Origin of the sequence: Pseudomonas putida, from assembly GCA_041879295.1 — a bacterium.
Classification (GTDB): domain Bacteria; phylum Pseudomonadota; class Gammaproteobacteria; order Pseudomonadales; family Pseudomonadaceae; genus Aquipseudomonas; species Aquipseudomonas putida_Y.
In genome coordinates this window covers 1440881-1465272 of record CP047152.1, presented here as the reverse complement: position 1 = coordinate 1465272, position 24392 = coordinate 1440881, and the positions used below count along the sequence as shown (strand labels likewise).

At 63.1% G+C, this 24392-nt stretch carries 24 protein-coding genes; 12 read left to right on the top strand and 12 right to left on the bottom strand.

From position 1 onward, the window contains the following. Window positions 1–82: 82 nt before the first annotated feature. On the bottom strand, window positions 83–361 hold the full coding sequence (locus GST84_06795) for a hypothetical protein (protein XGB12082.1): 279 nt from the start codon (window positions 359–361) through the stop codon (window positions 83–85). 132 nt (window positions 362–493) lie between these two features. Between GST84_06795 and GST84_06790 the strand changes: the two genes are divergently transcribed. Next, entirely contained in the window at window positions 494–865 is a 372-nt protein-coding gene (locus tag GST84_06790; GenBank protein ID XGB12081.1) for an HNH nuclease family protein, read from the top strand. Window positions 866–937: 72 nt separating this feature from the next. Beyond that, on the top strand, window positions 938–1408 hold the full coding sequence (locus tag GST84_06785) for a TrmH family RNA methyltransferase (protein ID XGB12080.1): 471 nt from the start codon (window positions 938–940) through the stop codon (window positions 1406–1408). A gap of 64 nt (window positions 1409–1472) precedes the next feature. On the opposite strand, the gene GST84_06780 is transcribed toward GST84_06785, so the two are convergent. From GST84_06780 to GST84_06750, 7 genes are all read right to left on the bottom strand, one after another. Next, window positions 1473–1691: an aldehyde dehydrogenase family protein gene (locus tag GST84_06780; protein XGB15718.1), complete on the bottom strand. Its 219-nt coding sequence runs from the start codon at window positions 1689–1691 to the stop codon at window positions 1473–1475. Between the two features lie 2 nt (window positions 1692–1693). After that, complete coding sequence (locus GST84_06775) at window positions 1694–2902, bottom strand: hypothetical protein (GenBank protein ID XGB12079.1); 1209 nt, start codon at window positions 2900–2902, stop codon at window positions 1694–1696. A gap of 41 nt (window positions 2903–2943) precedes the next feature. After that, window positions 2944–3393, bottom strand: coding sequence for a YcgN family cysteine cluster protein (locus tag GST84_06770; GenBank protein XGB12078.1), 450 nt, complete (start codon window positions 3391–3393; stop codon window positions 2944–2946). Window positions 3394–3574: 181 nt separating this feature from the next. Continuing rightward, complete coding sequence (locus GST84_06765; GenBank protein XGB12077.1) at window positions 3575–4507, bottom strand: D-2-hydroxyacid dehydrogenase; 933 nt, start codon at window positions 4505–4507, stop codon at window positions 3575–3577. A gap of 2 nt (window positions 4508–4509) precedes the next feature. After that, entirely contained in the window at window positions 4510–4803 is a 294-nt protein-coding gene (locus GST84_06760) for a YcgL domain-containing protein (GenBank protein ID XGB12076.1), read from the bottom strand. Then, window positions 4800–5933, bottom strand: a complete 1134-nt coding sequence (gene rnd / locus GST84_06755; GenBank protein XGB12075.1) for a ribonuclease D — start codon at window positions 5931–5933, stop codon at window positions 4800–4802. The genes GST84_06760 and rnd overlap by 4 nt, the downstream gene beginning before the upstream one ends. 207 nt (window positions 5934–6140) lie before the next feature. Beyond that, a complete protein-coding gene (locus GST84_06750) occupies window positions 6141–7778 on the bottom strand; it encodes a phosphoethanolamine--lipid A transferase (GenBank protein XGB12074.1) in 1638 nt (545 codons plus the stop codon). A 253-nt stretch (window positions 7779–8031) separates the two neighbouring features. Between GST84_06750 and GST84_06745 the strand changes: the two genes are divergently transcribed. After that, window positions 8032–8268, top strand: a complete 237-nt coding sequence (locus GST84_06745) for a DUF465 domain-containing protein (GenBank protein XGB12073.1) — start codon at window positions 8032–8034, stop codon at window positions 8266–8268. A 104-nt stretch (window positions 8269–8372) separates the two neighbouring features. Here the strand turns inward: GST84_06745 and GST84_06740 are convergent, their stop codons facing one another. Continuing rightward, a complete protein-coding gene (locus tag GST84_06740; protein ID XGB15717.1) occupies window positions 8373–9554 on the bottom strand; it encodes an aminotransferase class I/II-fold pyridoxal phosphate-dependent enzyme in 1182 nt (393 codons plus the stop codon). Between the two features lie 92 nt (window positions 9555–9646). Here GST84_06740 and GST84_06735 point away from each other — a divergent pair, with 92 nt between their 5' ends. Beyond that, the gene (locus tag GST84_06735) at window positions 9647–10108 is read left to right on the top strand and encodes a winged helix-turn-helix transcriptional regulator (protein XGB12072.1); all 462 of its coding nucleotides are present in this window, start codon (window positions 9647–9649) and stop codon (window positions 10106–10108) included. A gap of 115 nt (window positions 10109–10223) precedes the next feature. Here the strand turns inward: GST84_06735 and GST84_06730 are convergent, their stop codons facing one another. Further along, window positions 10224–12554, bottom strand: coding sequence for an FdhF/YdeP family oxidoreductase (locus GST84_06730; protein ID XGB12071.1), 2331 nt, complete (start codon window positions 12552–12554; stop codon window positions 10224–10226). Between the two features lie 550 nt (window positions 12555–13104). Between GST84_06730 and moaA the strand changes: the two genes are divergently transcribed. Both moaA and GST84_06720 read left to right on the top strand, forming a co-directional pair. After that, complete coding sequence (gene moaA, locus GST84_06725; GenBank protein XGB12070.1) at window positions 13105–14109, top strand: GTP 3',8-cyclase MoaA; 1005 nt, start codon at window positions 13105–13107, stop codon at window positions 14107–14109. 20 nt (window positions 14110–14129) lie between these two features. Next, the gene (locus GST84_06720; protein XGB12069.1) at window positions 14130–15029 is read left to right on the top strand and encodes a bestrophin; all 900 of its coding nucleotides are present in this window, start codon (window positions 14130–14132) and stop codon (window positions 15027–15029) included. A gap of 102 nt (window positions 15030–15131) precedes the next feature. On the opposite strand, the gene moaB is transcribed toward GST84_06720, so the two are convergent. Further along, window positions 15132–15671, bottom strand: coding sequence for a molybdenum cofactor biosynthesis protein B (moaB, locus tag GST84_06715; protein XGB12068.1), 540 nt, complete (start codon window positions 15669–15671; stop codon window positions 15132–15134). 141 nt (window positions 15672–15812) lie between these two features. Between moaB and GST84_06710 the strand changes: the two genes are divergently transcribed. Beyond that, window positions 15813–16700, top strand: a complete 888-nt coding sequence (locus GST84_06710; protein XGB12067.1) for a LysR family transcriptional regulator — start codon at window positions 15813–15815, stop codon at window positions 16698–16700. On the opposite strand, the gene GST84_06705 is transcribed toward GST84_06710, so the two are convergent. Beyond that, entirely contained in the window at window positions 16688–17470 is a 783-nt protein-coding gene (locus GST84_06705) for a helix-turn-helix domain-containing protein (protein ID XGB12066.1), read from the bottom strand. The two genes, GST84_06710 and GST84_06705, sit on opposite strands and share 13 nt — an antisense overlap. A gap of 377 nt (window positions 17471–17847) precedes the next feature. On the opposite strand from GST84_06705, the gene GST84_06700 reads away from it, so the two are divergent. The 5 genes from GST84_06700 (at window position 17848) to GST84_06680 (ending at window position 24380) form a co-directional block, all read left to right on the top strand. Continuing rightward, window positions 17848–19461, top strand: coding sequence for an amino acid permease (locus GST84_06700; GenBank protein XGB12065.1), 1614 nt, complete (start codon window positions 17848–17850; stop codon window positions 19459–19461). Window positions 19462–19484: 23 nt separating this feature from the next. Next, window positions 19485–20411 carry a 4-hydroxyproline epimerase gene (locus GST84_06695; GenBank protein ID XGB12064.1) on the top strand — a complete coding sequence of 309 codons (927 nt, stop codon included), beginning with the start codon at window positions 19485–19487 and terminating at the stop codon, window positions 20409–20411. Window positions 20412–20452: 41 nt separating this feature from the next. Next, window positions 20453–21400 carry a dihydrodipicolinate synthase family protein gene (locus tag GST84_06690; protein ID XGB12063.1) on the top strand — a complete coding sequence of 316 codons (948 nt, stop codon included), beginning with the start codon at window positions 20453–20455 and terminating at the stop codon, window positions 21398–21400. A gap of 152 nt (window positions 21401–21552) precedes the next feature. Continuing rightward, window positions 21553–23130 (top strand): aldehyde dehydrogenase family protein, encoded by a 1578-nt coding sequence (locus GST84_06685; protein ID XGB12062.1) that lies wholly within the window; start codon window positions 21553–21555, stop codon window positions 23128–23130. A gap of 2 nt (window positions 23131–23132) precedes the next feature. Continuing rightward, window positions 23133–24380, top strand: a complete 1248-nt coding sequence (locus GST84_06680) for an FAD-dependent oxidoreductase (protein ID XGB12061.1) — start codon at window positions 23133–23135, stop codon at window positions 24378–24380. Window positions 24381–24392 lie beyond the last annotated feature (12 nt).

Sequence of the window (24392 nt, the reverse complement as noted above, 5' to 3'; positions counted from 1 at the left end):
CAAGCCCGCTCCCACACCCGCCAGCTTCAGAAATTGAGCAAGACAGTTGCTCCAACATGATGACGGCGTGGGCCGCTCATGCTCAATCATTCTGGGCCGGCGGCTTCGGCGGCTCCGGCCGCAACCCGGGCAATGGCTGGTCCTTCGGCGGGCCGGGCACTGGCATCGGCGGCAACAACGGCGCCCCCGGCTGACTGTCATAAACCTTGGGCGGTGTACTCGGAGTTATCTGCGGGTATGGCGTGGGCGTGGGCGTACCCGGTGCACCAGGCACTGGCGTATTGAGTCGAGGTGGCGTGCTGGCAGCTTCTGCCAGAGGCAGGCCAGCCATCAACAGCGCGGCGAGGATCGCGTGAAACATCAGCAACCTCCTGTCGGGAACCTTGCTACAGGCTACGCCTAAATCAACGCTTTCGCCTGTCCGCCTGACCTGCAAGCGCGCTAGACTCAACGGCATAACCGTCACCTGCCTGATCAGAACAAAGGAAACACCATGAGCTCCACCTCTTCTGCCGCCGCTACCGCGCGCCTCGACCGCATCCTGGCCGATGCCAAGCGCGACAAGGAAATGGGCTACCGCGACAAGGCCCTGAGAATGTACCCGCACGTGTGCGGCCGCTGCGCCCGCGAATTCGCCGGCAAGCGCCTGAGCGAGCTGACCGTGCATCACCGTGACCACAACCACGACAACAACCCTCAGGACGGCTCCAACTGGGAGCTGCTGTGCCTGTACTGCCACGACAACGAGCACTCGCGCTACACCGACCAGCAGTACTTCAGCGAAGGCTCCACCAGCACCCCGAGCATTGCCAAGGCTACGCACAACCCGTTTGCCGGGTTGGCGGGCATGCTGAAGAAAGACTGACCATCGATTCGCCCCCCGCTGCTACCGGGCAGCCCGTATAATCGCGCTTTTTTTCGCGAAGGGCCCCGGTACGTGGCAAACAAACGATACAGCTGCATCGGCCTGTTCAACCCCAAGTCGGCAGAAAACGTCGGCTCTGTGATGCGCGCCGCGGGCTGCTATGGCGTCAATTCGGTGTTCTACACGGGCAAACGCTATGAGCGCGCGCGTGACTTCGTCACCGACACCAAGCGCGTGCACTACGACATCCCGCTGATCGGCATCGACGACCTGCAGCGCATTATCCCGCTGGGGTGCACGCCAGTGGCGGTGGAACTGGTGGAGGGTGCGCGGCCATTGCCGGACTACACCCATCCGGACCGTGCCATTTACATCTTCGGACCAGAGGATGGCTCGTTGAGCGAAGAGGTGCGGGGCTGGTGTGAGGAGACAATCTACATACCAACCGAGGGCTGCATGAACCTGGCGGCAACGGTGAATGTGGTGCTGTACGACCGCTTGGCCAAGGGGCTGAATACCCGCTCGGGGCCCAAGTTCAAATAAAAAGGCCGCCACTGCGGCGGCAGGACAGATCTGCCAACACAGGGCGACCGAGTGCTGAGCTCCGTCAGAACAGCACCGAAACCGGGCCGAACATTGCCTCGACAAACCATGGGTTGTCGCGATCAACGTTGCCGACGATGGTTGGCTGCACGCTCCCCATCCTCGGTTTCGCCCCGTGAACAATGCTGAGTTTCTGCTCGGCGGTGTATTCCAGGTACGACTTGATACGCTTGAAATGCGACTTGCAGACGATGCCGCCCTGCCGATTGTCAGGCGCAGGGATACCTAGTGCAGCACCTTGCTCTGCAGCACATCGGAACGCCGCCCCAGTACGTTCTCGCTGATCTGCACAAAGTCTTCGGTACTGACGCTGGGCAGGCGCATCAGCCCACGCACCACATCGTCCAACGAACGTTTGGCCTGGGTGTGAATACGGATTTCCTTGTCCAACGCCTGCAACAGCATCACGCCACGGGCCACCTGCGCCGGACTGGCGCGCTCACCCTTGAGCCGGTTGACCTTGGCGCCCTGCTTGCTCAGGCGCGCCTGCCAGACCTGGTAGCGGTCGTCACTCATCCCGCCCGAGCGGCGTAGCAACTCGTTGGCGTAATAATCGGTCAGGCTTTCTACCAGCCAGTCACTGCCGTCACGCCCGTGAATCTGCGCGAACAGTTGCACCAGTTCGCGCAGCAACGGGCTATTGCCGTTTTCGCTGACCATGGGCCGGGCACTGTTCAGGTACAACGAGCCCTGCGCAGCCATAGCCCCTCGCCACATGCCGTCACGCGCCCCGACCAAAAGCAGCTTGGGCGGGTTACGCGGGAACACAGCTTGTAGTTGTGGCCAGACGAATGTGAGCAAGGTCAGGTTGTCCATGCGCCGCATGCCCTGCCCCACCGGTGCGGCCACGGTCACTTCGGTCTCGCCCAGGCGAGCGCGGCGGCTGCCCAGGTCGCCGGCAAGCATCCAGCCGGTCGGGCGATCGAACAGGCGCGACACGTTGTCGATGCGAAACTTCCCCTTGCCAATGCGCGGCCAGGACGTTTCGATGCTCTTCCAGCCCTCGGGCAGGTCGAAAGCCAGGCGCGCCACCAACTCGGTACCGTCCTGCTGGTCGAGGCGCGCAGGGGGTATCAACTGGTCGCCGAGGAACAGTGCCCAGTGCGGGGTGACGCGTGATGAATAGGCGCCGCTGGCCAGCTTCTGGTCCAGCTGCACGCGGTAGCTGAGGCTGGTCTTGCCGGCCGCTGGCTGCCATATGCCACGCTGCCCCTTCAGTTGCCATTGCCCATCAGCCTGGAAGCCGCTGTAAGCCCCGGCCTTGCTCAGGTCGAAGTCCAGGCTGCGCACTACGCTGCCTTCGGCCAATGTAACGCGCACTTCAGCCTGGCCACTGGCAGGCAGCAATCGCACTTGGTAGTCGAGGTCGACCTTTTTCGCCCAGGCCGGCGAACTGGCCATCAGGCCCAACAGCAACAACAGCTGGCAACGCATACAGAAACTCCTTGTTTCCCCGGGGCAGCGGGTCGCGCCGGTCAGCTGGCGCGGAAGATCAGGTGGTCTTCCCAGTCGTCTTCGTGCACATCGTGTTCACTGAGCATACGCCCCGACTGTGAAATGCGCTGTTCATGGACCTGTTGGCGATCGCCACAGACCAGGTGATGCCAGGCCGGCAAGTCCTTGCCCTCACTGACCAGACGGTAACCACAGGTACTTGGCAGCCACTTGAACTGGTCGGCCTTGCCCGGGGTAAGCTGGATGCAGTCCGGCACTTGGGCGAAGCGGTTGGGGTAGTCACTGCACTGGCACGTATCCAGGTCCAGCAACTTGCAGGCGATGCGGGTGTAATAGACGCTGTTGTCGTCTTCGTCCTCGAGCTTTTGCAGGCAGCACAGGCCGCAGCCATCGCACAGCGACTCCCACTCTTGCTGGCTGAGTTGTTCGAGGGTCTTGCGCCGCCAGAACGGCGCGTTTTCAGCGATCATCACACGGGGTTCCTGCATTCATCTTGGGGGCCACAGCGCGCGGCGGCGCCAGTCTAGAGCCTGGCCTTCGGCAAAGCCAGACCGCTTGTCAGTCACGCCGACACGCAGTGGTGCCGTTCAATCGCAGCCAGGCGCAACAGGCTTCGGCGCTATGGCACACCTTCGACACAGCCCATACATTTCAATAACCCCGGTCGAAGTCCACTTCTCCCCGCAACCCCTGCCCCGCTTCATAAGCCCGCACGTTCTCGACAAACAAACGCACCATCGCCGCCGGCGAGGTGGGCGCCGAGCTGTGCCCGGTCAGTAGCAAGCCCCAGGCGGTCCAGAACGGGTGTTGCTTGGGCAGCGGCTCCTGGCGGCACACATCGATTACCGCACCGGCCAGATGCCCCGCCTTCAGCGCCTCAACCAGATCGGCATCGACCACCGCCACACCACGGCCGGCGTTGATGAACAAGGCCGAGGGCTGGAAGCACTTGAACAGCGCTGCGTCATACAGATCATGAGTCGCCGGGGTATCGGGCAGCAGGTTCAGCACGTAATCGACCTGGCCGACCATGCGCGGCAGGTCGACCAGCGCCGCCACCTCGACGAACGGCGCCTGCTCACGGGCGCTGCTGGCGACCCCGTAAAGCTCCACACCAAACGGCTGCAGGAACTCGGCCACACGCTGACCAATGTCACCTACACCCACAATGAGAACCTTGCGCCCTTCCAGGCTGCGCCCCGGGTGGTCATCCCAACGCCGCTCGACCTGGCTGACCAGGCGCGCAAGCACCTCACGCTCATGGCCTAGCATATAGGTGAGCATGTACTCGGCCATCACTTGCCCGAAGATACCCACTGCCCGGCTCAGGCGGTAATCACGCGGCAGGCCATCGGCCAACAACGGCGTGATACCGGCCCAGGTCGACTGCATCCAGGCAGGCTTATGGCCTTGGCGCAGCAGACTTGCCAGCAAGTCCGGCTGGCCCAGCCACACCGGGCACTGCGGTGCCTGGCGGGCGAGTTCGGCAGAGTCGCCGCTGGTCAGAACTTCCACTTCAGGCGCGGCTGCGCGCAAAAGCTCGGCGTATCGAGCATGGTCATGCTCAGCAATCAGTACGCGCATGGTCAGACGGGGTCGTTACGGCGCAGCAGCTCTTCGGGCAGGTGCTCGATGTACTCATCTTCCAGCGGCGGCATCTGCAGGTGGTAACCTTGGCTTTCGAGGTTCTCCAGCACCTTGCTGATGTCCTCGCGGGCCAGCTTGCGCTCAGGGCTGAGCACCAGGTCGAAAGCGTGAACGGGGGTGCCGAAAAACGGCAGCAGGCCTTCAGGCACGCGCTCCAGGCCGTCAGCCTTGAGCACGTACAGGTACATTTCGTTCTTGCGTGGGCTCTTGTAGATCGAGCAAATGCGTTTCATCGGGTTTCTCCGGCACCTGCCAGGTTGTCCAGCAGGGCCTGGCCCATGCGCTCACGGCGCCAGCCGCGCAGCGAATCGGGCAGTTGATAAGGGCCATTGGGGTAACCGCTCTTGAGCAGCGCCTCCAGGGCTTTCTTGCGCAGCATCAGCTCGGGCGCAATCCCCAGGCGCTCGCCTTCGGCCTGGCCGATGGCACGCAACTGCTTGAGGAGGCCGGCAGCCTCGATCGGCAGCGGCTCGGGCAAGGGCGCTGGCCATTGCTCGGCAGGCAGGCTGGCGGCGCGCTTGATCAGCTGGATGAGGAACTCACCGTCCTGACGAATGGTGCGCGGGTGCATCTCGTCGATCTTGGCCAAGGCCGACAGGTTGTTCGGCTGGCTCTTGGCCATGGGCCACAGCGAGTGCTCCTTGAGGATACGATTGCGCGGGACATCGCGGTTGCGCGCCTCGCGCTCGCGCCAGGCGCACAGCTCACGCAGCACTGCCAGTTGTTGAGGCGCCAGCTTCCAGGCCAGCTTGACGTCGCGATACAGGCTTTCGGGCTCGACTTCACGGCGCAACGCAGCCACCAGCTCGGCGCCGTCTTCCAGCACCCAGGCGTACTTGTCGTCACTCAGCCGCGGGCGCAGCACGGTGAACAGCTCGGCCAGGTGCACGGCATCTTCGGCAGCGTAGCTGACCTGGGTTTCCGAGAGCGGGCGTTGCAGCCAGTCAGAGCGGGTTTCGCCTTTGGGCAATTCGATGCCCAGCACTTCCTGCACCAGGCGCGAATAGCCCATGGAGAAGCCCAGGTTCAGGTAACCGGCGGCCAGCTGAGTGTCGAACAGCGGTTGAGGCAGCTTGCCGGTCAGGCGCAGCAGCACTTCAAGGTCTTCGCTGCAGGCGTGCAGCACCTTGACCACACCGCTGTCTTCCAGCAGGTCGGCCAAGGGTTGCCAGTTGCTGATCAGCAGCGGGTCGATCAGGAAGGCGCGTTGGCCGTCGCCGATCTGAATCAGCCCGGCTTTCGGGTAGAAGGTGTCGACCCGCATGAATTCGGTGTCGACGGCGACGAACGGCAACTGGTGCCAGTCGCGGCAGTGTTCGGCCAGGCTCTGGTCGTCACGGATCCAGTGAATTTCGATGGCCACAAGGCTCTCCCACTAACATTGGCGCGCAGTATATACGGCGCGGGCACTGCTGGTGAAACTGTCCAGCTTTTCGGGAGCAGTCCACCCTGTGGGAGCGGGCGCGCCCGCGAAGAAGGCAACACGGTGTATGGCACGGGCTTGGCCCGGGTTCGCGGGCTTGCCCGCTCCCACAGGGACCGCGCAAGCTTGCATGACACGCGACTGGCTTCAGCGCTTGGCCGCCAGCCAGGGCCGGCAACTGGCGAACATGTCCAGCGACTGCTGGTAGAGTTCGGTGTGTACCTGCAACAAGCCAAGCATCGAGTGGAACAGGTTGTCCTGGGACAGCGGGGCATCGCTGAGCCGGGCCAGGCAGTCGGTATCGACGCCGAAGTCCTCCTTGTAGCTGTCAGAGAACCAGGTCAGCAGCGGCACATGCTTCTGCGGCTCGGGAGCGATGGCGTACGGCGTACCGTGCAGGAACAGGTTGTACTCGCCCAGCGACTCGCCGTGGTCGGACAGGTAGATCATCGCCGTGTCGACCTTGTCTTGCTTGCTGCGCAGGATATCGATCAGCGAGGCCAGCACCTTGTCGGTGTAAGCAAGGGTGTTGTCGTACCCGTTGATGATTTCCTCCTTGCTGCACTGGTTCAACGCGTTGCTTTGGCACACCGGGGTGAAGCGCTCGTCGTCACTGGGGTAGCGCTTGAAGTACTCGGGGCCGTGGCTACCCATCTGGTGCAGCACCAGCACGGTGTCCTTGTCGAGGTTGTCGATCAGCGCGTCCAGGCCTTGCAGCAGGATCTGGTCATGGCATTCGCCATTGGCGCACAGCTGCGGATCCTTGAGGTTGCTGACATCAATGAACTGCACGCGATCGCAGGTGCCTTTGCAGCCCGACTGGTTGTCACGCCACTGCACGGCCAGGCCGGCACGCTGGAGAATGTCCAACAGCCCTTCACGGTTTTTCGCTACCCGGGCATCGTAGTCCCTGCGCTTCATGCCCGAGAACATGCAAGGCACCGAAACCGCCGTTTCCGTACCACACGAGTGCACGTCGGAAAACGCCAGCAGGCCCTGCTCCTTGGCGAGATTCGGCGTGGTATCGCGGTCATAGCCCAGCACGCCGAAATGGTCTGCCCGGGCACTTTCCCCGACCACCAGCACGGTCAGCGACTTGCGCTCATGTTTTTGCCAGGCCGCATCACGCTTGGCATCTTCGCCATAATGCTGGAACGGGCGCGAGGCCGTACCGACACGCTCGCTGACATAACCAATGGAAGCCCCGACGATATTGCTGGGGGTGAGCATCAGGCGCAGTTCATGGTGATTGCGAAACAGCGACGACAGCCCCTGATAATTGACCAAGGCGACCGAGCCGATGGTCACTACACAGGCGCCACTGACCACCAACTTGCCCAGCAGCTCGCGGTGCCAGGGGCGGTAAGCGATCTTCGCCTTCCACAGCAGCACCGAAGGCAGCACACCCAGCAGCAGGATATATGCGGCAAACTTGAACGACATCAAGTCGCGCACTTCCGCAATATTGGTCTCGGCCATATTACGAAACATACCGGTATCAATAAGTACACCGTACTGGTTCATGAAGTAAGCCACGCCTGCGCCACTCATGAACAACACGATAAGTACCGGCTTCAATACATATCGGAAAGCAAGTAACGTGAGGATCAGATTGAAGGCGAAGAGCATCAGCATGGCAAACGCCAGGCTTAGCCACAACCCCGACAGGCCGGCAGGAACCGCGGCTTGCAGGTGCTCCCAGAGGAACATGTTGAAGCCGATCAGCAGGTAAAGACTGGCCAGCAGCGTGACCCATTCAGTCCGCAGGGATTTGAAGTTGAGCATCAGCGTTCGCAATCAAGAGTGATTTTCAACCCCCAGGCCAGAAGGCACCGTGGGAAAGTTGGGCGAACTCTAGAAAGGGCGCCATCAAATTTTTGTGAAAAAGACGGTAACAATTTCGTGAAGGTGCGTCTTTTACAAATAATCTCAAAATCATTCAGCTGCCATTCAGCCTGGGCAGCGGCCACAAGCCTGCGCAAAGACAGCTATCCTCAGTGATCAGAGCCTTACCGACAACCCTGACAGAGGTGAAGAAATGCCAGTTCCGCATGATCTGCTCGCTGACCTGCACGTTACCGCTGATGCATTCCAGGCGCTCATTGACAAGGATCAGGACCTGCACAAACTGCACAAGGAGTACAACGCCAAGGACAAGGAGGTGGTCGCCGCCGAAGGCAACGGTACCAACGACGAGGCCGTCAACCGCCTGCGCAAGGAAAGGTTGCTGATCAAGGACAAGATCGAACGGATCATTCATCCGCCCAAATCCTGACAGGCATCTATTGAATCCGCCGGCCTCTTCGCGGGCAAGCCCGCTCCTACATTGAAACACGACACCTGCAGGAGCGGGCTTGACCGCGAAGAGGCCAGCAGCCCTTACACAGCAACCAGCGCTTTCAACGCCCCATCCAGGTCCTCGACCAGGTCACGGTAATCCTCGATACCTACCGACAACCGCAGCAGGTTTTCGCTGATACCCATCACCCCTTTCTGCTCCGGGCTCAGCGAGCAGTGCGACATGCTCCAGGAATGGTTGATCATGCTCTCCACCCCGCCCAGTGAGTCAGCCAGCACAAAAATCTGCAGTGCCTCTACCAGGCAGTTGAGCGCGGCGCGGTCGCCCTTGACCTTCATCGCCACCACTGCCCCGCCACTGCGCATCTGGCGTTTGCACAGTTCATGCTGTGGGTGGCTTTCCAGCCCCGGGTAATAGACCTGCTCGACCTGCGCGTGGCCTTCCAGGAAGCGCGCCACCTGCAGGGCATTGGCGCACTGGCGCTCCATGCGCACATCCAGGGTTTTCAGGCCGCGCAGGGCCAGGTAGCAGTCGAACGGCCCCTGCACCGCACCAATCGCCATGCTGATACGGCGCAGGCGGGCCAGCAGCGCGTCATTGGCTGCCACCACCACACCGCCGGTGAGGTCGGAGTGGCCACCGATGTACTTGCTGGCCGAGTGCATCACCAAGTCCACGCCCAAGGTGATCGGGCGCTGGTTCCACGGTGAGCAGAACGTGTTGTCGATACAGGTAAGAATTCCCCGCGCCCTGGCCAGGTCGCATACCGCCTTGATGTCGACCAGGTGCAGCAACGGGTTGGTCGGCGATTCGATCCAGATCAGCTGGGTTTCCGGCTTGATCGCAGCCGCTACGGCTTCAAGGTCGTTGAGATCGACATAGGTGGTGGTCAGCCCCGAGGTGCGGCTGCGGTAATCTTCCATGATGCGGAATGTGCCACCGTACACGCCGTTCATCACCACCACGTGGGCATCCTTGGGCAGCAGCTCAAGCACGGTTGCGGTGGCATTGACTCCCGAGGCGCAGGCCACAGCGCCCACGCCTTCTTCCAGGGCAGCGACACAGGTTTCGTAGGCATGCCGGGTGGGGTTGCCGACGCGACTATAGGAATATTCCGGCTTGTCATCCAGGCTGCGCTTGGTGAACGAACTGGCGGTGACGATGGCCGGGAAAATGGCGTTATCGGCAACGCTGAACTGCTCGCCGGCGTGAATGGTACGGGTGGCGAAATTGCGCGGCTTGTCGGACATGGTCAGGCCCATTGGCAGAATGAAAGCTGCAACTATCGCACAACCCAAATCGTCTGGCCTTGGGGTAATCTGTGAAATATTTTTCTGCACGGCCAGCGCACGATATGGACAGTTTCGACCAGCACATTCTTACCCTGCTACAGCGTGATGCCTCGATCTCGCTGAAGGACCTGGCCGAGGCCGTCAACCTGTCCACCACACCGTGCTGGAAGCGGGTCAAGCGCCTGGAAGAAGACGGCTACATACTCGGCCGTGTCGCCCTGCTGGACCCCGAACGGCTGGGGCTGGGGCTTACTGTGTTCGTCCAGCTCAAGACCCAGCGCCACGACAGCGCCTGGCTGGAGCAGTTTGCCGCGACCGTCACCGGGTTCGAGGAAGTGATGGAGTGCTACCGCATGTCCGGCGACTGGGACTACATGCTGCGGGTGGTGGTGGGCGATATCGCGGCGTATGACCGGTTTTACAAAAAGCTGATTACCCGTACCGACGGGCTATCGAACATCACCTCCAGTTTTGCCATGGAGCAGATGAAGTACACCACGGCTTACCCGGTGAATCGCGCCTGACTGGTGCTGGATTCTTCGCGGGCTCGCCCGCTCCCACAGGGTCACCTCAACCTCAAGCGCTGTGGGGTCCTGTAGGAGCGGGTTCACCCGCGAAGGGGCCAGTACAGGCACCCCATCAATCCGAGGCCAACACCGCCGCAATGCGGTTCCCCGCCTTGGCTTTCACGACCTTGATCGCCACGAATTTCGAGGTCGGGGTATAGGTCCCCTCACCATAGCTTTCCAGCGGTACCAACGGGTTGGTTTCCGGGTAATACGCCGCCGCCTGCCCCTCCGGCACGTCATACGCCACCAGGCGGAACCCCGACACCCGCCGCTCCACGCCATCCTCCCACAACGACACAAGGTCCACCTGCTCACCCGGTTCGAAGCCCAGGCGACGGATGTCCGCCTCATTGACGAACACCACTTCACGCAGGCCGAACACCCCACGGTAGCGGTCGTCCAGGCCATACAGGGTGGTGTTGTACTGGTCGTGCGAGCGCAGGGTCTGCAGGATCAGGTCGGGTTTGTCACCCCGGGCCAGCACCTTGGCATTGACCAGCTCCTCGGGCAGCGCGTGGGGCATGAACCGGGCCTTGCCCGTGGCCGTTCGGAAGTTGCGATCGGCGGCGGTGTTACCCAGGTGGAAACCGCCCGGCTGCTGCAAGCGCTCATTGAAGCTGGCGAAACCAGGGATAACGTCTGCGATCATCTGACGAATACGGCTGTAGTCGGCCACCGCAAACTCCCAGTCTATCGGCTGGTTACCCAGCGTAGCCTTGGCCATGCCGGCGATGATCCAGGGCTCCGAGCGCATATGCGGCGAGCGCGGGCGCAACTGGCCGTGGGAGATGTGCACCATGCTGAAGGTGTCCTCCACAGTCACGCCTTGCGGCCCTTCGGCCTGCAGGTCGATTTCGGTACGGCCCAGGCACGGCAGGATCAGCGCATCGCGGCCGGTGACCAGGTGCGAGCGGTTGAGCTTGGTGGAAATCTGCACGGTCAACGCGCAGTTCTGCAGCGCCGCGTGGGTGCGCGCGGTGTCCGGGGTGGCTTGGGCAAAGTTGCCGCCCAAGCCGATGAACACCTTGGCCCGTCCCTCTTCCATGGCTTTGATCGCCAACACCGCGTTGTGCCCATGGGTACGCGGCACACTGAACTGGAAACGTTGTTCGATGGCATCGAGTAGCGCCGCCGACGGCTTCTCATCAATGCCCATGGTACGGTCACCCTGCACGTTGCTGTGGCCACGCACCGGCGACAGGCCTGCGCCGGGTTTGCCGACGTTGCCGCGCAGCAGCTGCAGGTTGACGATTTCCTGCACGGTCGGCACCGAATGGCGATGCTGGGTGACGCCCATGGCCCAACACATGATGACCCGTTCGGCCTTGCGATACATGCGGGCGGCCAGCTCGATCTCGGCCAGGGTCAAGCCCGACTGTTTGACGATGTGCTCCCAGGACGTGGCGTCCACCGTCGCCAGGTAATCGTCGACGCCGCTGGTGTGCTCGGCGATGAAGGCATGGTCGAACACCGCCGGCTCGCCCTTGGCCTGCGCCTCGCGCTCCCATTGCAACAAATATTTGGCAATGCCGCGCATTGCCGCCATGTCCCCACCCAAGGCCGGGCGGAAGTAGGCACTGGAGGTCGGCTCGGAGCCGTTGCTGAGCATTTCGAACGGGTGCTGCGGGTGCTGGAAGCGCTCGAGGCCACGCTCTTTCAGCGGGTTGAAGCAGACTACCTGGGCACCACGCTTGACCGCTTCCCGCAGGGGTTCGAGCATGCGCGGGTGGTTGGTGCCGGGGTTCTGGCCAATGACGAAGATCGCGTCGGCCAGTTCCAGGTCGTGGAACACCACGGTGCCCTTGCCCACCCCGAGGGTTTCCGACATGCCCGCGCCGCTGGCTTCGTGGCACATGTTCGAGCAATCAGGGAAGTTGTTGGTGCCGTAAGCGCGCACGAACAGTTGGTAGAGGAACGCCGCCTCGTTGCTGGCCCGGCCCGAGGTGTAGAACTCGGCCTCATCTGGCGACTGAAGCGCATGCAGGTGCCTGGCGACCAGCTCGAAGGCCTCCTGCCAGGTGGTTTCGACATAGTGGTCGGTGGCGGCGTCGTAACGCATCGGGTGGGTGAGGCGGCCCTGGTATTCGAGCCAGTAGTCGGTCTGCTCCTTCAACGCGCTGACGCTGTATTTGGCGAAGAAAGCCGGGTCGACCGAGCGGCCGGTGGCTTCCCAGTTGACCGCCTTGGCGCCGTTCTCGCAGAACTTGACCATGTCGCTTTCCGGCGACTCGCCCCAGGCACAGCCGGGGCAGTCGAAGCCGCCGTTCTGGTTGGTCTTGAGCATGGCCCGCAGGTTCTTGAAGGCATTTTCGCTGCCCAGCCAGCTCTTGGTCACGCTTTTCAGCGCCCCCCAGCCGGCGGCGGCGCCCTTGTAGTCCCTGATGTGTTCGTCCTGGCTCATGCGATGAATCCTCACGCTTCGATGCTTTTTTCCAGCCTATGGAGCGTGGGGAGGGGGCGTCCAATCGAAAGATCTTACGGCGTGATAAGCGGTTTCGATCATGGGCTTCCTGGTGCTTGCCGTGCCATCTTCAGCGCCAGTGAGATCGAGCGCCGCCCGCGCGGCGCATCGCGAGCTGCGCTCGCTCCTACGTTTGTTTCGGGCCAGTGACGCCTGTGACAGGCGCGCGCGACCGCCTGGTTTGTACGACGCGAGAGCGAGCCATGCGCCAAGGCGTGCACGATCGCCTGGTTTGTGCGACGCGATATCGAGCCATGCACCAAGGCGTGCGCGCGCAAATCCCCAGGCATCATTGGCCCGAAACAAACGTAGGAGCGAGCGTAGCTCGCGATGCGCCGCGCGGGCGGCGCTCGATCTCACTGGCGCTGAAAATGCCAAGCCGAGTGATAGAGGCCATCGATCAACCAGTAGGACAAAGCAATTTGACGCCCCTGCCCCCAGGTTATAGCTTGGAGTCATGCCCCAACCCCTTCGAGATTCGAGTGCGAACGTGGAACAGAACAGCCGGGCCCTGATCGACGGCTTCAACCGGAAAATCGACTACCTGCGGATGTCGGTCACCGACCGCTGTGACTTCCGTTGCGTGTACTGCATGGCCGAAGACATGCAGTTTCTGCCGCGCCAGCAAATCCTCAGTCTCGAAGAACTGTTCCAGGTGGCCGAGCGCTTTGTCGCCCTCGGCACCCGCAAGATCCGCCTGACGGGTGGCGAGCCACTGGTACGCCAGGGCATCGTCGACCTGTGTGGGCGCATCGCCGCCCTGCCCGGCCTGCACGAGCTGTGCCTGACCAGCAACGGCTCGCAACTCGGACGCCTGGCTCAGCCGCTGTTCGACGCCGGCGTGACACGCCTGAACATCAGCCTGGATAGCCTGGATGCCGACCGTTTCAAGCAACTGACCCGCACCGGCGACCTTGCCCAGGTAATCGCCGGCATCGACGCCGCACGCCAGGCCGGTTTCAAACGCACCAAGCTCAACTGCGTGGTACTCAAAGGCCGTAACGACCATGAACTGGTCGATCTGGTGCGCTTTGCCATCGAACGCGAGCTGGACATCACCTTCATCGAGGAAATGCCGCTGGGGGTGATAAGCGAGCATGAACGTGACGAATCGTTCTGCTCCAGCGATGAAGTTCGTGAACGCCTGGCCGAGCAGTTCACGCTGATCGAATCGACCGAATCGTCCATGGGGCCGGCCCGCTACTGGCGCCTGGCCGAAGCCAAAAACACCCGGGTCGGCTTCATTTCACCGCACAGCCACAACTTCTGCGCCACCTGCAACCGCGTACGCCTTACCGTCGAAGGCCGCCTGCTGTTGTGCCTGGGCAACGAACACTCGGTAGACCTCAAGCACGTGCTGCGCGCCCATCCTGGCAACCCCGAACGCCTGGAAAAGGCCATTCGCGACTCGCTGCACCTCAAGCCCTATCGCCATCACTTCGAAGTCGGTGGCGATGTGCAGATCCTGCGCTTCATGAACATGACCGGCGGCTGAGCAGCCGTCTCAGGACTTCCATGATCGTCCCGCCCTCCCCCGATGTGCTGCGCGTGCTGTTCACCCTCAAGGGGTCGATCGTTAAACGCATTGCCCTGCGCTGCCTGACGGTGACACTGCTGGCCGCGCTGATCGTGCTGGTCGAGCGGCATTTCCCAGCGTATTTCTACCCGGTCAGCGCCACGCCATTCACCTTGCTGGGCCTGTCGCTGTCGATCTTCATGAGCTTTCGCAACAACGCGTGCTACGACCGTTGGTGGGAGGGGCGCAAGGCCTGGGGCAAGCTGATTATAGAAACTCGCTCGTTCGTGCGCGAAAGCATGGTGATCGCCGACGAAACACTGCGCAACGAACTGCTGCGCAACTTGTGTGGCTTCGCTCATGCACTCAATGCCCGGCTGCGTAACGAGGACGAACGGGCAGCTGCCAGACCGTGGCTGGCCCAGGCCGATGCGATCAGCCCGCACAATGTGTGCGACGGTATCCTGCGTGAAATCGGCGAACACTGTTCACGGTTGGCCGCGCAGCAACAGATCAGCGAATGGCGCTACAACCTGCTGGAACAACGCCTGGTGGGCCTGACCGAAGTGCAGGCCACCTGCGAGCGGATCAAGGGCACGCCCTTGCCGTTCCCCTACACGCTGCTGCTGCACCGTACCATCTATATTTTCTGCCTGCTGCTGCCGTTTGCCCTGGCCGAGCCGCTGGGCTGGCTGGCACCACTGTTCACCACCATCGTGGGGTACACGTTCTTCGGGCTGGATGCGATCGGCAACGAGCTGGAAGACCCGTTCGGGCGCGATGAGAACGACCTGCCGACCGATGCCATGGTGCGCACGGTGGAGCGCGATGTGCTGGCCGGATTGGGGGAACAGCAGTTGCCGCCGGCCTTGTTGCCGGTGGGGTATGTGTTGAGCTGACCGTGGGTGGTTGCCTGTTCTGGCCTCTTCGCGGGTAAACCCGCTCCTACAAGGCACAGCAGAGGGCCCGAAACCTGTGCTGTACCTTGCACCGGATAACCCTCAGCCCCGGCTTGCGCAGGCCTCGATCGGCAACAGGTGTTTGACGAAGTTGCATGGCCGGTGCCGTGCATCCAGCTGCTCTGCCAGAATCCCTTCCCAGGCGGTGCGGCAGGCCCCGGTCGAGCCCGGCAGGCAGCACACCAATGTGCGGTTGGACAACCCGGCCAACGCCCGGCTCTGCACGGTCGAGCTGCCAATATCGAGAATCGACAATGCCCGGAACAACTCGCCAAACCCATCGATACGCTTGTCCAGCAGGCACTCGACCGCTTCGGGTGTGCTGTCGCGCCCGGTAAAGCCGGTACCGCCGGTGATCAGCACCACCTGCACCTGTTCATCGGCAATCCAGCTGGCCACCTGAGCGCGGATCTTGTACAGGTCGTCCTTGAGCAGCGCTCGCGCCACCAGCCGGTGACCGACCTCGACCGAGCGATTGGCCAGTAGCGCGCCGGAAGTATCGCTATCGTAGGTCCGGGTGTCGCTGACAGTCAGCACGGCGATGTTCAGCGGCACGAAGACCGCATCAAGTTGGACGCGCACGGTGAAGCTCCTTGAAGGGCATTTTCACCACGCTAGAGGCATACCCCCAGAGGCGTCCAATCGATATGACGTACCGGCCGATCAATGACATCTATCGCAGACGTGGGTTAAGGTCTGCATAACCATACGCCAGGCACTTCCATGGACATCAAGCAGCTCAAGTTCCTCATCGCCCTCGACCAGACCCGCCACTTCGGCCAGGCGGCGGCGCTGTGCCATATCACTCAGCCGACGCTGTCCATGCGCCTGCGCAACCTGGAAGACGAACTGGACCTGGTGCTGGTCAAGCGGGGCCAGCGCTTCGAAGGTTTCACCGAGGCCGGCGAGCGCATCCTGGCCTGGGCCCGCACCCTGCTCGCTGCCCACGACGGCCTGCAGGCCGAGGCTGCCAGTTGTCGTGGCCAGGTGGTCGGCAGCCTGCGCCTGGGCACGGTGCCGCTGGCCAGTTTCAACCCCATGCACCTGCTGCTGCCCCTGCGCGAAAAATACCCCGAACTGCACTTTCAGCTCAGCTCGCTGAGTTCGGAACAGGTACTCGACGGCCTCAGCCGCAACCAGCTCGACCTGGGTATCTGCTACCTGGACCAGGTCAATACCAGCTTCTTCGAAGTGATCGAACTCGGCACCACCACCATGGGCCTGCTGCACGACACGCGGCACTTCCAGTTCGCCAGCGACCAGTTGCGCTGGGACGAGCTCGGCGATATTCCGCTGGGACTGCTGAGCAAAGGCATGCACTACCGCCAGTCTCTGGACCTGAGCTTCCGTAGCCGTGGTCTTGAACCCAATGCGGTGCTTGAGAGCGACTCGAGCTTCCAGCTTATCCAGGCCATCAACACCGGCATATGTTGCGCGATCATGCCACTGGACTGCGGCCTGGAAGACCTCAGCGAGCACCTGCGAATCCTGCCGGTGGCCGACGCCGCCATCCTTAGCCCGGTCGGGCTGCTGCTGCGCCGCAGCGAGCCGCGCTCGGCGATTGCCGAGCAATGCTTTGCCGAGGCGCGTGGGCTGTTTCAGGCCACCTGATCGGCGGTAGCCTGTCGATACTGGCGCGGCGTAAAGCCGGTCAGTTGCTTGAACTGGCGGCTGAAGGCGCTGTGATCGGTGTAGCCGCAGCGCATCGCCACTTCAGTGATCGGCAGCTCCGAATGCAGCAGGCGATGGGCATGCTCCAGGCGCGCCTTGTGGATCATCTGCCGGGGCGTGAGGTGGAACACCCGCTTGCAGTAGCGTTCCAGTTGAGCCACGGAGATACCAGCGATGCGGGTCAGCTCGCCCATGCTGATCGGCTGATGAAAATGCCGGCGGATGTGCTCGTCAACCGCCGCCAACCGCTGATAGGCAGGGTGGCTGTCGGCGGCTGACTGCAAGTCGACCGAGATGCCGACCAGGCCGATGATTTCGCTGGCAGGGTTGTACAGCGGGCGCTTGTGGGTCAGGCACCAGCCGGGCTCACGGCTGCCGTAGAGGTGCAGCTCCAACTGGTCCTCCAGCACCAGGCCTTCCTTGAGAACACGTCGATCCTGCTCGGTATAGCCGGGGCCAAATTGTGCCGGAAATACCTCGGCGCTGGTCTTGCCTAGCAGCGGTTGCAGGCGCTTGAGGCCACAGCGCTGGACCAGTGTGTTGTTGGCCAACGCATAGCGGGCAGCAGAATCCTTGATGAAGATTGCGGCGTTGGGGATGGCGTCGAGCATCGGCAACAACAGCGATACTCCGGCGAGCAGGGCCTCAAGGGTGGCGGGGCGGTGCTGGTCGAGGGACTGGTAGAGGGTTGCCAGGGGGGCGTCGGTCATCTGTCGGTTCTCTGCTGGCTGGGCCGGCCTCTTCGCGGGTGAACCCGCTCCTACAGGGCCCCCACAGATTTCGAATTCTGCGCCGTACCTGTAGGAGCGGGTTCACCCGCGAAAGGGCCGGCACTAGCACTGCATCTCTCAAACCCTTATCCGGTATGGCTTTGAGCCTATCCCCCCGCTTTGCGCCTTACCACTGTTTTTCTGCAACTGTGCCGATTTCGTCATTCCCTGTGCAGAAAATCATCAAGAACCGCCGCCCTGATCGGTCCACTCTATGCCCCACGCAAGCCGCCCAAGTCCTACAAGAGCGCGGCCCAAAAAGCCGCATCTCGTGACATCAGACCTGCCTATCCAATAACCAACAAAAAGGCGAACCCATGTCAGGCAAATTCAAAAAACAGTTATCACTGCTGGACCTCACCTTCATCGGCCTAGGCGCCATCTTCGGCTCCGGTTGGCTGTTTGCCGCCAGCCATGTCTCGGCCATCGCCGGCCCGGCCGGCATCCTCTCCTGGTTCCTGGGCGGGTTCGCCGTACTGTTGCTGGGCATCGTCTACTGCGAGCTGGGCGCCGCCTTGCCCCGCGCCGGTGGCGTGGTGCGCTACCCGGTGTACTCGCACGGCCCGCTGCTGGGCTACCTGATGGGCTTCATCACCCTGATCGCCTTTTCCAGCCTGATCGCCATCGAGGTGGTCGCCTCACGCCAATACGCCGCCGCCTGGTTTCCCGGGCTCACCAAGGCCGGCTCCAGCGACCCAACCGTGCTCGGCTGGCTGGTGCAGTTCGCCTTGCTGGGGCTGTTCTTCTTTCTCAACTACCGCAGCGTGAAAACCTTCGCCAAGGCCAACAACCTGGTCAGCGTGTTCAAGTTCATCGTGCCACTGCTGGTGATCGGCGTGCTGTTCACCTTCTTCAAACCGGAAAACTTCGAGGTCCAGGGCTTTGCCCCGTTCGGTCTGTCCGGGGTGGAAATGGCGGTATCCGCCGGTGGCATCATCTTCGCCTACCTGGGCCTGACGCCGATCATTTCGGTGGCCAGCGAGGTGAAGAACCCGCAACGCACCATCCCCATTGCACTGATCTTGTCGGTACTGCTGTCCACCGCCATCTACGCGCTGCTGCAACTGGCTTTCCTTGGCAGCGTGCCGACCGAAATGCTGGCCAACGGCTGGGCCAGCGTGACCAAGGAGCTGGCACTGCCCTACCGTGACATCGCCCTGGCCCTGGGTGTGGGCTGGCTCGCCTACCTGGTGGTGGCCGACGCAGTGATCTCGCCAAGCGGCTGCGGCAACATCTACATGAACGCCACCCCACGCGTGATCTATGGCTGGGCGCAGACCGGCACCTTCTTCAAGTACTTCACCCGCATCGATGCAGAATCCGGCATCCCGCGCCCGGCCCTGTGGCTGACGTTTGGCTTGTCGGTATTCTGGACCCTGCCGTTCCCATCGTGGGAAGCGCTGATCAACGTGGTGTCCGCCGCCCTGGTGCTGAGCTACGCCGTGGCCCCGGTCAGCGTCGCCGCCCTGCGCCGCAATGCACCACACATGCCGCGCCCGTTCCGGGTCAAGGGCATGGCCGTGCTTGGTCCGCTGTCGTTCATCATCGCTGCACTGATCGTGTACTGGTCGGGCTGGAACACCGTGTCGTGGCTGCTGGCCCTGCAGATCGTGATGTTCGTGCTGTACCTGCTGTGCAGCCGTTTCGTACCCACCCAGCACCTGTCGCTGGCCCAGCAAGTTCGCTCGTCGGCGTGGCTGATCGGGTTCTACGCGGTGACCATCCTGCTGTCGTGGCTGGGCAGCTTCGGCGGCCTGGGCGTCATCGGCCACCCATTCGACACCGTGGTCGTGGCGGCCTGCGCACTGGGCATCTACTACTGGGGCGCCGCCACGGGTGTGCCTGCCCACCTGGTGCGTCTGGAAGGCGACGACGAAAGCGAAGCCTGCGCTGAAACCATTAACGGCCGCCCTGTCGCCGTCGCTTCCTGATCTTTTAAGCAAGGGACAAGCCCATGAAACAGATTCACGTCATCGACTCCCACACGGGTGGCGAACCAACCCGCCTGGTGATGAAGGGCTTTCCGCAACTGCGGGGCCGAAGCATGGCCGAACAGCGTGACGAACTGCGCGAACTGCACGACCGGTGGCGCCGCGCCTGCCTGCTGGAGCCACGCGGCAACGATGTGCTGGTTGGCGCGCTGTACTGCCCGCCAGTGTCGGCCGACGCCACCTGCGGAGTGATCTTCTTCAACAACGCCGGTTACCTGAACATGTGCGGCCACGGCACCATCGGCCTGGTCGCCTCGTTGCAGTACCTGGGCCTGATCACACCGGGTGAGCACAAGATCGACACCCCGGTCGGCCAGGTCAGCGCCACCTTGCATGAAGATGGCGCCATCACCGTCGCCAACGTGCCCTCCTACCGCTACCGCCAGCATGTGGCGGTGGACGTGCCCGGCCATGGCGTGGTGCGCGGCGACATTGCCTGGGGCGGCAACTGGTTTTTCCTTGTGTCCGAACACGGCCAGCGCATTGCGCTGGATAACCGCGAGGCGCTGACCGAGTACACCTGGGCCATGCTCAAGGCCCTGGAGGCCCAGGGCATCACCGGCGAAAACGGCGCCCCCATCGACCACATCGAGCTGTTCGCCGACGACCTCGACGCCGACAGCCGCAACTTCGTGATGTGCCCCGGCAAGGCCTACGACCGCTCCCCATGCGGCACAGGCACCAGCGCCAAGCTGGCCTGCCTGGCCGCCGACGGCAAGCTTGCCGAAGGCCAGACCTGGGTGCAGGCCAGCATCACCGGCAGCCAGTTCCATGGCCGCTACACGCGCGACGGCGAACGCATTCGTCCGTTCATCACCGGCCGCGCCTACATGACCGCCGACAGCACCCTGCTGATCGACGAACAGGACCCTTTCGCCTGGGGCATCTGACCCCGGCCTTTCCCGACTGAACATTGCCAGGAGTGACAACAATGAATGACAACATCTTCACCGGCACCATGCCCGCCCTGATGACCCCCTGCACCGCCGAGCGCAAACCGGACTTCGACGCCCTGGTGCGCAAGGGTCGCGAGCTGATCGAGGCCGGCATGAGCGCGGTGGTGTACTGCGGCTCGATGGGTGACTGGCCACTGCTGACCGAGGCCGAGCGCCAGGAAGGCGTGGCGCGCCTGGTGGCGGCCGGTATCCCGACCATTGTCGGCACCGGCGCGGTGAACACCCGTGAGGCGGTTTCGCATGCTGCACACGCCGCCAAGGTTGGCGCCGCCGGCCTGATGGTCATCCCCCGCGTGCTCAGCCGCGGTGCTTCACTGATCGCCCAGAAGCACCACTTCTCGGCCATCCTCGCTGCCGCGCCGAAACTGCCGGCGGTGATCTACAACAGCCCTTACTACGGCTTTGCCACCCGCGCCGACCTGTTCTTCGAACTGCGCAGCGAGTTCCCCAACCTGATCGGCTTCAAGGAGTTCGGCGGTGGCGCCGACCTGCGCTACGCCGCCGAACACATCACCTCCAAGGATGACGATGTCACCCTGATGGTCGGTGTCGACACCCAAGTGGTGCATGGCTTCGTCAATTGCAACGCCACCGGCGCCATCACCGGCATCGGCAATGCCCTGCCGCGGGAAGTGCTGCAACTGGTGAGCCTGAGTAAACAGGCGGCCAAAGGCGACGCCCGTGCCCGCCGCCTGGCGCGCGAGCTGGAAGCGGCGCTGGCGGTGCTGTCGTCGTTCGATGAAGGCTGCGACCTGGTGTTGTATTACAAGCACCTGATGGTGCTGAACGGCGACACCGAGTACAGCCTGCACTTCAACGAGACCGACGTACTGACCGACGCTCAGCGCAACTATGCCGAACAGCAGTACACGCTGTTCCGCAGCTGGTACGCCAGCTGGTCGGCTGAGCAAAACATCGCCTGAGCAGCCACTGCTCTCCCTGTGGGAGCGGGCGTGCCCGCGAATCAGGCGACCCGGTGCATGGCACCGGCTTCGCCGGTGTTCGCGGGTGAACCCGCTCCTACAGGGGTCGTAATCCCCCCCATGCATCTGCATTAGATTTCCAAGGAGGCTACATGCCCCTCACAGGCAACCTGCTGATCGGCCAGAGGCCGGTAACCGGCAGCCGCGAAGCCATCCGTGCCATCGACCCAAGTACCGGTCAGACGTTGGAACCGGCCTACCTCGGCGGCACAGGCGAACACGTGGCCCAGGCCTGCGCCCTGGCCTGGGCGGCATTCGACGCCTACCGCGAAACATCGCTCGAACAACGAGCAGAGTTCCTTGAAGCCATCGCCACACAGATCGAGGCCATCGGCGATGCCCTGATCGACCGCGCCGTGGCCGAAACCGGCCTGCCCAAGGCGCGCATTCAGGGCGAGCGTGGTCGTACCTGCACCCAGCTACGCACCTTTGCCCGGGTAGTGCGGGCCGGCGAATGGCTGGACGTGCGGGTCGACAGCGCCCTGCCTCAGCGCCAGCCACTCAACCGCGCTGATCTGCGCCAGCGCCAGGTGGCCCTGGGGCCAGTCGCCGTGTTTGGCGCCAGCAATTTCCCGCTGGCCTTCTCGGTGGCCGGTGGTGACACCGCGTCGGCACTGGCCGCTGGCTGCCCAGTGGTGGTCAAGGCCCACAGTGCCCACCCCGGCACCAGCGAGCTGGTCGGCCAGGCGGTGGCGCAAGCGGTGAAGCAGTGCGGCTTACCGGAGGGTGTGTTCTCGCTGCTTTATGGCTCGGGCCGCGAAGTGGGCATTGCCCTGGTCAGCGACCCACGTATCAAAGCCGTTGGTTTCACCGGTTCGCGCAGCGGTGGCATAGCGCTGTGCCAGGCCGCCCAGGCGCGCCCGGAGCCTATTCCGGTGTATGCCGAAATGAGTTCGATCAACCCGGTGTTCCTGTTCGACGCCGCCCTGCAAACCCGTGCCGAAGCACTGGCACAAGGTTTCGTCGCCTCGCTGACCCAGGGCGCCGGCCAGTTCTGCACCAACCCTGGCCTGGTAATCGCCCGGCAGGGGCCGGCATTGCAGCGGTTCATCACTGCAGCCGCCGGGTACGTGCAGCAGGCCGCCGCCCAAACCATGCTCACCCCCGGCATTTTCAGTGCCTACCAGGCCGGTATCGCAGCCCTGGCAGACAACCCCTGTGCCCAAACCATCGCCAGTGGCCAAACCGATCAGGGCCCCAACCAGTGCCAGGCACAGTTGTTCGTGACCCAGGCCGAAGCGTTTCTCGCCGACCCGGCGTTGCAGGCTGAGGTGTTCGGTGCAGCGTCGCTGGTCGTTGCCTGCACCGACGATGAGCAGGTCCGCCAGGTAGCGGAACACCTGGAAGGTCAGCTGACCGCCACCCTGCAACTGGACGAGGCCGACATCGACAGCGCTCGCGCCCTGCTACCCACCCTTGAGCGTAAGGCCGGGCGCATTCTGGTCAATGGCTGGCCGACCGGCGTCGAGGTGTGCGATGCCATGGTCCACGGCGGGCCGTTCCCGGCCACTTCCGATGCCCGCACCACCTCGGTGGGCACGGCGGCGATCCTGCGTTTCCTGCGCCCGGTTTGCTACCAGGACTTCCCCAATGCGCTGCTGCCGCAAGCGTTGAAACACGGCAACCCGCTGCAGCTGCGGCGCCTGCTTGATGGTAAACGGGAAGACTGAGCATGGTCGAAACCGCTGAAACCGATATCGCCGTGGTGGGCGCCGGCATTGTCGGCGTCACCTGTGCCCTGCAACTGACCCGCCAGGGCCATCGGGTAATGCTGGTCGACCGCCAGGCACCCGGCCTCGGCGCGTCTTTCGGCAATGCCGGGCACCTGGCAACCGAGCAAGTGTTTCCGATTGCCGACCTGTCGATCCTCAAGCGCCTGCCTCGCATGCTGCTCGACCCGATGGGCCCGCTGCGCCTGGACTGGAAATACCTGCCCAAGGCCATGCCGTGGTTCACGCGGCTGCTGCTCAACCTGCGCCAGGCGCCGTTCCAGCGCAGCGTGGCTGGCATCCGCACGTTGAACGAAGGCAGCTTGGGCGCCTGGCACCGGCTGTTGGGCTCGATCGGGCGCAGCGAATTGTTTCAAGAGGATGGTTCGTTGCTGGTGTTCGAGAAGCCTGAGTCACGCCAGACACTGGAGGCGTTGCGCACACGCATGCAACAGCAGGCGGTGCCGGTGGACTTCTGGTCGGCCGAAACCGTGCGTGAAGCGGCGCCGCAACTCAGCCCGTCACTGTTGGGCGGACTGTTCTTTCCGTGCACCGGGCACTTCATCGACCCTTATCGGGTGGTGTGCGAATTGTTCGAAGCGGCCAAGGCCAGCGGGGTGCGCTTTGTCCAGGCGCAGGTCGATGGTGGGCAGTTGCACAGTGCCGGCGTGAGCCTTGCCAGCGACCAAGGCATGCTCAATGCACGCCAGGTGCTTGTCAGCTGTGGTGCCCACTCTGCGAAACTGACCGCCGCGCTGACAGGCAAACGGGTGCCGCTGGATACAGAGCGCGGCTACCATCTGATGTTGCCAGGTGAGCACCAGCGCCTGCCGTTTGCGGTCACCTCGCTTGAGCGCAAGTTCATCATGACGCCCATGGCCGATGGCTTGCGCCTGGCTGGCACTGTGGAGTTTGCCGGGCTGCAGGCACCGCCGAGCATGCAACGGGCTTGGCAATTGCACCGGTTGAGCAAGGGGTTGTTCCGGCACGACTTGAGCGTCGAAGGGGCAACGCCGTGGATGGGGTTCAGGCCTTCGTTGCCGGACTCGCTGCCCGTGATCGACAGGGTGTGCGATGGGCGGGTGCTGTTGGCGTTTGGGCATCAGCACCTGGGGCTGACTCAGGCGGCGGTGACGGCGGAATGGGTGGGGCGGCTGGCTGAGCAGGCTGGTGGGCCTGAGATGGCTGCATACCGACTGGATCGGTTTTAGCCTTTACCGGCC